General features: G+C 33.0%; 11 protein-coding genes. 4 read left to right on the top strand and 7 right to left on the bottom strand.

The window, feature by feature from the left end; genetic code table 11:
- Nucleotides 1-467 (top strand): helix-turn-helix transcriptional regulator (locus ACJAZK_RS14365; RefSeq protein WP_415224629.1); only part of this gene is annotated, 467 nt, incomplete at its 5' end.
- Nucleotides 468-508: 41 nt separating this feature from the next.
- On the opposite strand, the gene ACJAZK_RS14360 is transcribed toward ACJAZK_RS14365, so the two are convergent.
- Genes ACJAZK_RS14360 through ACJAZK_RS14340 form a run of 5 tightly spaced genes read right to left on the bottom strand, consistent with a single transcriptional unit; the run spans nt 509 to nt 3,609 of the window.
- A complete protein-coding gene (locus ACJAZK_RS14360; RefSeq protein ID WP_415224628.1) occupies nt 509-1,114 on the bottom strand; it encodes a DUF6705 family protein in 606 nt (201 codons plus the stop codon).
- 44 nt (nt 1,115-1,158) lie between these two features.
- Nucleotides 1,159-1,764: a DUF6705 family protein gene (locus tag ACJAZK_RS14355; RefSeq protein WP_415224627.1), complete on the bottom strand. Its 606-nt coding sequence runs from the start codon at nt 1,762-1,764 to the stop codon at nt 1,159-1,161.
- Nucleotides 1,765-1,810: 46 nt separating this feature from the next.
- Nucleotides 1,811-2,416 carry a DUF6705 family protein gene (locus ACJAZK_RS14350; protein ID WP_415224626.1) on the bottom strand — a complete coding sequence of 202 codons (606 nt, stop codon included), beginning with the start codon at nt 2,414-2,416 and terminating at the stop codon, nt 1,811-1,813.
- Between the two features lie 44 nt (nt 2,417-2,460).
- Nucleotides 2,461-3,066, bottom strand: a complete 606-nt coding sequence (locus tag ACJAZK_RS14345; protein WP_415224625.1) for a DUF6705 family protein — start codon at nt 3,064-3,066, stop codon at nt 2,461-2,463.
- 6 nt (nt 3,067-3,072) lie between these two features.
- Entirely contained in the window at nt 3,073-3,609 is a 537-nt protein-coding gene (locus ACJAZK_RS14340) for a hypothetical protein (protein ID WP_415224624.1), read from the bottom strand.
- Nucleotides 3,610-3,748: 139 nt separating this feature from the next.
- On the opposite strand from ACJAZK_RS14340, the gene ACJAZK_RS14335 reads away from it, so the two are divergent.
- From ACJAZK_RS14335 to ACJAZK_RS14325, 3 genes are read left to right on the top strand one after another with little or no spacing between them, the layout of a single operon-like run.
- Nucleotides 3,749-4,345 (top strand): hypothetical protein, encoded by a 597-nt coding sequence (locus ACJAZK_RS14335; RefSeq protein ID WP_415224623.1) that lies wholly within the window; start codon nt 3,749-3,751, stop codon nt 4,343-4,345.
- Nucleotides 4,346-4,394: 49 nt separating this feature from the next.
- On the top strand, nt 4,395-5,438 hold the full coding sequence (gene hemH, locus ACJAZK_RS14330) for a ferrochelatase (RefSeq protein WP_415224622.1): 1,044 nt from the start codon (nt 4,395-4,397) through the stop codon (nt 5,436-5,438).
- Nucleotides 5,438-6,790 (top strand): MATE family efflux transporter, encoded by a 1,353-nt coding sequence (locus ACJAZK_RS14325; protein WP_415224621.1) that lies wholly within the window; start codon nt 5,438-5,440, stop codon nt 6,788-6,790. The genes hemH and ACJAZK_RS14325 overlap by 1 nt, the downstream gene beginning before the upstream one ends.
- Before the next feature lie 44 nt (nt 6,791-6,834).
- Here ACJAZK_RS14325 and ACJAZK_RS14320 read toward each other — a convergent pair whose 3' ends face one another.
- The gene (locus ACJAZK_RS14320) at nt 6,835-7,458 is read right to left on the bottom strand and encodes a DUF6705 family protein (RefSeq protein WP_415224620.1); all 624 of its coding nucleotides are present in this window, start codon (nt 7,456-7,458) and stop codon (nt 6,835-6,837) included.
- On the bottom strand, nt 7,442-8,267 hold an 826-nt coding region (locus ACJAZK_RS14315), incomplete at its 5' end, for a hypothetical protein (protein ID WP_415224619.1). The genes ACJAZK_RS14320 and ACJAZK_RS14315, both read right to left, overlap by 17 nt.

Raw genomic sequence — 8,267 nt, 5'->3', positions numbered from 1 at the left:
CCCTTAATCAAATTATAAATTTTAACTTAAACTCGTCTATTAAAACGCTCTACTTTAAAGGTAAAGCTTTAGAGTTGTTGAGCTTATACTTTAATAGAAGTGAAGATGCAGATATTGAACAATGTCCGTTTTTAGTAGATGAAACTAACGTGATTAAAATAAGAAAAGCCAAAGATATTATGATTGCTCGTATGGCTGAGCCACCAACATTACAAGAGCTTAGTGAAGAGATAGGTCTCAGTCTTAAAAAACTCAAAGAAGGCTTTAAACAAATCTATGGCGATACTGTTTTTAGTTTCTTGTTTGATTATAAAATGGAAGTGGCAAGAAAACTTCTAGAAGCAGGAAATCATAATGTCAACGAAGTTGGGCTTAAAGTGGGTTACAGCACATCGAGTCATTTTATTTCGGCTTTTAAAAAGAAATATGGGACGACGCCAAAGAAGTATTTGATGGCTTTGGGTTAGAATAAAAGAGCTCCACTATTTTGAGTGGAGCCTTTGTTAATTTACTGTTTTATAAATGTATAATTTCCATAAGGTATTCTATTTACCATTGGAGAGTCAATACTTGGTTGGACAGTATAATTAAAAGAATAAAATACAACTTCCATTTTTTCAATACCACCTTCAACTTTATATCTTAACACCATTGCAGAATTTAAATACTCACGTTGTGGGTCTGTAAAATAAACGAATACTTGACGCTGGTTATCATCACAATTTTCACATTTAGGATATTGACCTTTATGTAAAATTGTATTACCTGCTATATAATGATCAAGTATAAAAATTGAATTGTCATTCAATTGTGAGAGATTATCTTCAATAATAGTTCCATTTACAGTGAATTTATAAGCTCCAACTAGGTAGTCTTCATATTGATTATAATCGCTATCATAAATATCTTCCCATTTTTGAAATTTTATAATAACAATTGAGTCGTTGTTTTGCCATTTCCAAGTCCCAACAAAATCATTAAGGTCATTATCAAGATCTTTATAGTGTGTGCCTTCTGGTAAATCTGGGTCTGCACGATATAATGGAGCATTTTGTGCCTTGCAAGAGCTTAACACAATTGTAAATAGAGTTATTAGTATTATGTGTTTTTTCATGTTTTAAATAAAAGCTTCAGCCTAAAACCAAAGCCTTTAGTAATTTACTCCTTAATAAACGTATAACCTCTATAAGGAATTCTATTCTGTTTTGGTGCATCAACGCTTGGTAAAAAACTATTTTCAAATTGATATAAAATGACATTCATTTTTTCAATACCGTTGTTTACTTTATGTCTTAAAACTATAGCAGAATTTAAATACTCACGTTCTGGATCCGTGAAATAGACAAATACTTGGCGCTCATTATCTGTACACTCAGTACATTTTGGATACTGCCCTTTATGTAATATTGTATTACCTACAATGTTGTGCTCATAAATATAAATTGAGTTTTCTTCTAATTGAGACATGTAATCTTGAATTACTGTTCCATTAACAGTAAATTTATAAGCACCAACAAGCATGTCTTCATATTGGTTGGTATCCTCAAAAATGATATCTTCCCATTTTTGAAATTCAATGGTTACTATGGAGTCATTGCTTTGCCACTTCCAAGTACCTACAAAGTCACTAAGATCATTGTCTAGGTCTTTAAAATGAGTCCCTTCAGGATTATCTCTGTCAATACGATAAAGAGGTGCGTTTTGCGCTTTGCAAGAGCTAATAAGTAATATGATTAGTAATAGTGATATATATATGTTTCTCATACTTTGATTTAAAGGCTTCAACTTAAAAAATTGAAGCCTTTAATTTTTACTGTTTTATAAATGTATAATTTCCATAAGGTATTCTATTAACCATTGGAGAGTCAATACTTGGCTGGACAGTATAATTAAAAGAATAAAATACAACTTCCATTTTTTCAATACCATCTTCAACTTTATGTCTTAATACCATAGCAGAGTTCAAATACTCACGTTGTGGGTCTGTAAAATAAACGAATACTTGACGCTGGTTATCATCACAATTTTCACACTTTGGATATTGGGTTTTATGTAATATTGTATTGCCTGCTATATAATGATCAAGTATAAAAATTGAGTTATCATTCAATTGTGAGAGATTATCTTCGATAACACTACCGTTTACTGTAAATTTATAAGCGCCAACTAGATAGTCTTCATATTGATTATAGTCACTATCATAAACATCTTCCCACTTTTTAAATTTAATAGTGACTATTGAGTCGTTATTTTGCCATTTCCATACGCCTACAAAGTCACTTAGATCGCCATCTAGATCTTTATAATGTGTGCCTTCTGGTAAGTCTGGCTCTGCACGATATAATGGAGCATTTTGTGCCTTGCAAGAGCTCAATGTAATAATGGATATAATTATTAGTATATAAATGTTTTTCATGTTTTAAATAAAGGCTTCAGCCTAAAACCAAAGCCTTTGTTAATTTACTGTTTTATAAATGTATAATTTCCATAAGGTATTCTATTCTGAGAAGGAGAGTCGACATTTGGAAGTACAGAACCACTAAATGAGTAAAAAACTACATCTATTTTTTCTATTCCATTATCTATTTTATGTCTTAATACCATTGCAGAATTTAAATATTCGTAAAGAGGATCTTGAAAGTATAATTGTAAGCGTTTTTCTTCTATTGTACATTCATCACATTTAGGATATTGACCTTTGTGCATGATATAATTACCAGAAAGATAATGTCCAAAATCTTTTATTGATAAATCATTGAGCCTAGAAATGTAATCTTGTACAATAGTGCCATTAACAGTAAATTTATATTCGCCAATAACAAAGTCTTCATATTGATTTGTATTATCAAAGAAAATATTTTCTTGTTTGATAAGTTTTATTATAATTATAGAATCATTGCTTTGCCATTTCCAAGTCCCCTCGAAATTATCAAGATTATTATCTAAATCTTTAAAATGTGTACCTTCTGGTAAATCGGGATTCATTAAATATAAGGGAGCAATTTGTGCTTTACAAGAGCTAATAAGTAATGTGATTAGTAATATTGATATATATGTGCTTTTCATTTTGTTTTAGTTTTCGTTACAGTTTGTAGTTTGAATATTATTTGGTTCAGATTCATTATATTGAACTCTGTTCCAACCTGATAAGTCATCATTTGCTTTATATAAAGATATGCCTTTACTCTCAATATATTTAGTAAAATCCCTTTCATAGTCATCAAAATCTCCGGATTGTTGTGTGACAGGATTATAGTGTTTATTATACTTCCTGTTTAACAGTCTATATTCTCTTAATTGTTGACGTTTAGTAGGAAACTGATTAGCGTAATCATTAATTGCATCTAAATCATTTACTTTTATAGCATATGTCCCCGTGGCAACAACAAGTATGTAAACAGAGAGAGATTCATCCGTGCCAGCCAAATCATGATTAAATGCATTATTATGCTTATTTAACGCAAAAGCATCCATCGCTGAAAACATTGGATTAGGCCCATTTGATTGGTGTGGATGTGTATGTGCCACTCCAAAAAGATTAGATATAGGTAAATAGCTTTTATTGATACTTATTCTCAAATTTATACGCACGTCGTCTATTTCATCCACTTCAATACTATTTAAAAAGGTCATCTTTTGAAACTAGAATTACGTAGCAAGACTATTTTGTTACGTAAAACCCATTTTTGACTTAGGGAATTTAATCTTTAACAAATACTGTCGTATTTTTGCAAAAACAAATTACACTATGAAAAACTTTACCACATTAATATTTGCTCTACTTTTTACTTCGGCAAGTTTTGCGCAATCTCATACAGCTGAGATTACTAAAAATGCTCAAATCTATTATGATTATATGACTGCTCAAAATTTTGATGGTGTCTTGGATTATATGTATCCCAAAGTTTTCGAAATGGCTCCAAGAGCACAAATGAAAGCAGGTATGGAGCAAATGTTTAGCTCTCCAGAAATGAAAATCGAGTTCATTTCTAATGATGTTACTAAAGTTTCCGAAGAAAAAGTTGTAGAAAAAATAACTTATGCAGCTGTTTTTTATAATAGTAAAATGAAAATGACATTTGTATCTGAACAAAATAAGCCAGAAGAAGATAGAAAAGGGTTTTTAGATATGATGAAGTCCACAATGGATTCCCAATTTGGAGCAGCAAATGTCGCTTCAGACTTAAAAACGATGTCTTTAGTAATTAATATGGATGCAACGATGTTTGCAATTAAAGACCCACAATATACTGGATGGAAATTTCTTGGGAATGACGATGCTATGAAAATGTTAGTGGATTCTATTGTTCCAGAAAGTGTAAGAACTGAGTTGATAAAAGAATAACAATACAAGTATTGAAGTGTTTAAATTGAAAATTGTTAAAAAGAAATAAATGAAAGGAGTTTTACTCGTCAATTTAGGATCGCCAGATAGTCCAGAACCTAAAGACGTTAAAAAGTATTTAGGAGAATTTTTAATGGATGAGCGTGTGATTGACGTGCCTTTATGGGCAAGAACGTTACTTGTCAAAGGTATTGTTTTAAACACACGTCCAAAACAATCGGCTAAAGCTTATAAAAAAATATGGTGGGATGAAGGGTCGCCTTTAATTGTCTTATCAGAGCGCCTGCAGAGTGGAATACAAAATCAAACTAGTTTGCCTGTTGCTTTAGGAATGCGTTATGGGAGTATGACCATGATGAAAGGATTTCAGGAATTAGTAGATAAAGGTGTGGATGATATTCTTCTCATTCCCTTGTATCCGCAGTTTGCCATGGCAACGACTGAAACGATTGTGGTATTGGCTGAAGCCATTAGAGCAGAACATTTTCCGAAGGTAAAAATAACCGATTTGAAGCCCTTTTATAACGATCCTAAGTATATAGAAGTGCTATCAAATTCTATTGCTAAGCATTTAGAAGGTAACGATTACGAGCATTTATTATTCTCATATCACGGTGTTCCAGAACGCCATATCAGGAAAAGTGATATCACAAGTTCACATTGTAAACCAAATGATAGAATAGATTGTGTGTGTTGTAAAACACCATCACCAGCGCACGAATTTTGTTATAAACACCAATGTAAGGAAGTCACAAGACTCGTTGGTGAACACTTAAAAATGACCGAAGGCACATTCTCCACCTCCTTCCAATCGCGTTTAGGTTTTGATCCATGGTTACAACCGTATACAGATCTCACCATAGAACGTATGGGTAAAGAAGGCATCAAGAAATTGGCGATTGTCACGCCTGCATTTGTCAGCGATTGTTTAGAAACTTTAGAAGAAATTGCTATGGAAGGGGAAGAAATTTTCCACGAAGTGGGAGGTAAGGATTTTACAACTATTCCGTGCTTAAATGACGACTCAGCATTTGTAGGTTTACTGTCGCAATGGATTAACGATTGGGCAACAGCCGAAACCGTTACTGCATAATGGCAAAAACCAGTTCTAAAGATTTAGGAATGCAACCTATTGGTAAGTTGCTTATAAAGCAAGCTGTTCCTGCGTCTATTGGGATTTTGGTGATGTCACTCAACATTCTTGTCGATACTATTTTCGTTGGTAATTGGATTGGTTCAACCGCAATTGCAGCGATAAATGTGGTGCTTCCAGTATCTTTTTTTATTGCGGCATTAGGAATGGCTATCGGTATTGGAGGCTCATCTATAATTTCACGGGCGCTTGGTGCAGATAATATGCCAAAAGCTTTAAAAACTTTTGGAAACCAAATCACGTTAACGTTTTTGTTTACGGTTTCGTTTGCTATTTTCGGACTCTATTTTGTGGACACCCTAATTCCTGCATTTGGAGGTAAAGGGACTATTTTTGATCCTGCAAAAACCTATTATGAAATTATCTTATATGGTGTTCCTGTTTTAGGATTCGTCATGATGGGAAACACCGTTATTAGAGCAGAAGGCAATCCTAAATTTGCCATGTATGCGATGTTAATTCCTTCCGTTGGTAATTTAGTACTTGATTATATTTTTATCAATATCATGGATTTTGGAATGGCAGGAGCAGCGTGGGCGTCTACAGGGTCTTATATTGTGTCGTTTCTATTTATTCTTTGGTATTTCCTATCTAAAAATTCGGAATTAAAAATCAATCTGTCCCATTTTAAGTTAGAGAAAACTATTATTGCCGAAATAGGATCTTTAGGTTTTGTGACCTTATCAAGACAAGCAGTTGTGAGTGTGACATTTCTATTAGTAAATAATGCGCTGTATAAGTTTGGAGGCGAAACCTCAGTCACAGCTTACGCCATTGTTGGTCGATTAAGCATGTTCGCCTTATTTCCTATTTACGGAATTACACAAGGGTTTATACCTATTGCAGGTTTTAATTTTGGATCAAATCAGCATGATCGTGTCAAAGAGGTTATTTTTATAGCCATAAAATATGCGACTGTTTTAGCGGCAATTGTGTTTATTTTATTGATGGTGTTTCCAGAAGTCATTACTAAATGGTTTACTACAGATGTAGACGTTATAAAAGTAACACCAACCAATATGCGCTGGACCTTTGCGGCAGTACCAATTTTAGCAGTACAATTGATTGGAGCAGCTTATTTTCAAGCGGTTGGTAAAGCAATTCCAGCTTTGATTTTGACCTTGACAAGACAGGCTATTTTCTTTATTCCCTTGATGTATATTATGCCTCTTTATTTTGGGGAATTGGGTATTTGGATGTCATTTCCAATATCAGATGTGCTATCAACTATCGTGACCTGGTTCTTTTTACGTCGCGAGATTCGATTAAAATTGGATGAGGTTTCGATGTAGGTCGAAGCCTTGAAATAAATAAAGATTAAATAGCTAGTCTTTATTTAATCAATTTTAGTCAATACCAAATTAGTTGGCAGCGCAAAATCTTGACCATTGCCATAATTTATTTTGACGCCTTCGCTATTTCTTAAGACCATCGTGGCAGTGGTTGGAGAAGTGAAAATAAATTGACCAACTTTATGAGTATCGCTTACAATATCTTTGATCATAACTTTATATTCAGTTGGAGATTCATAGAAAAAAATCAATTTCATTGAAGGCCAAGATTCAATTTGCGAGACCTCAGAAATAATATTATTATTTACAACATACTTGTATTTTCCATATAGTCTGTCATGGTATTCGGTTGTATCTTCATAATAAGTTTCCATTTCAAATTCTTCAACTGTGAACTCAAAAAAATCATTTCTATCTTGCCATTTCCAAACACCAACAATATCATCATGATGGTTATCAATATCTTTTATATAATAATATCTACTATTTGTCATATAACCAGGTATAGCGCCTAGATTATATACTGGCAAATCATCAATAAAATACTCTGGTTGCAAAGTTTCATCACTAATTCCTGAGCCAATTACCCCTTGTGCTCTGCAGTTTAAGAGCATACAAATATTTATAATTATAAAAAGTAGTCTTGTAGTTTTAATCCTTGCAGTCATTTTCCTCGAAATTTCCATTATTGTTTATTTTAAGTTGTGTCCAATTATTTAAGTTATTTTTGTCACCTCTATAAATGACTAGGCCTGAGTCTAGTTCGTTTAATAGCTCAACCAGTAATTTTTCTTGTTGCGCAGTTGAATTATTTGCCACGATTCCTTTTTCTTTAAAATATACATCTGCAATTAAAGGATCATTTAAATAATTAAGTCCAAAATCATTAAAATTAGCACCACCTTTAATTTTTAGAGCATAAACCGTATCATCATCTGGGCTTATATTATCTCCTGGTGTAGCGAGAACTTTAATGTATTGGTTGTTGTTTTCAATTAAGTCATAATAAAAGAGTTGGTGAGTGGTATATAAATCTGCACCAGAAAACACAGATAGTGAACCTAAGCCATCATTAAAATGATTGTGAATGTCTGAGTCAATTGCTGTAGCTGGTGGATCTGTTGCAATTTCAACATTATCTGGATCACTTTCATGTCTGTCTTCAGCTAAGTATTCTATTTCACCGTCTTCATTTTTTCTTCCATAGTATCCAATTTCAGTACTGCCAGAAGTTCCTGCTAAAATTTCTTCCATTTTATTTTGAAAGTCAGGACTACTGCTTAAAGCTTCTAATTTATTACAATCATTACGCAAAGAAACTAATTCTTCATCAATTAATACTGCAGTTGGACCATCACAAGGTGATGGTTCTAAAGTACCACTGGTTCTTGAAGAAATAATATTACCATAACAATCTTTAATAATAATTATACCTGTAGCAGCATTACCTTGACCACCAGCTCCTGAGCATTGACCA

Source organism: Psychroserpens sp. (genome assembly GCF_047633235.1).
In the GTDB taxonomy this organism is placed as follows: Bacteria; Bacteroidota; Bacteroidia; order Flavobacteriales; family Flavobacteriaceae; genus Psychroserpens.
This window is presented reverse-complemented; position numbering and strand designations above follow the sequence as displayed.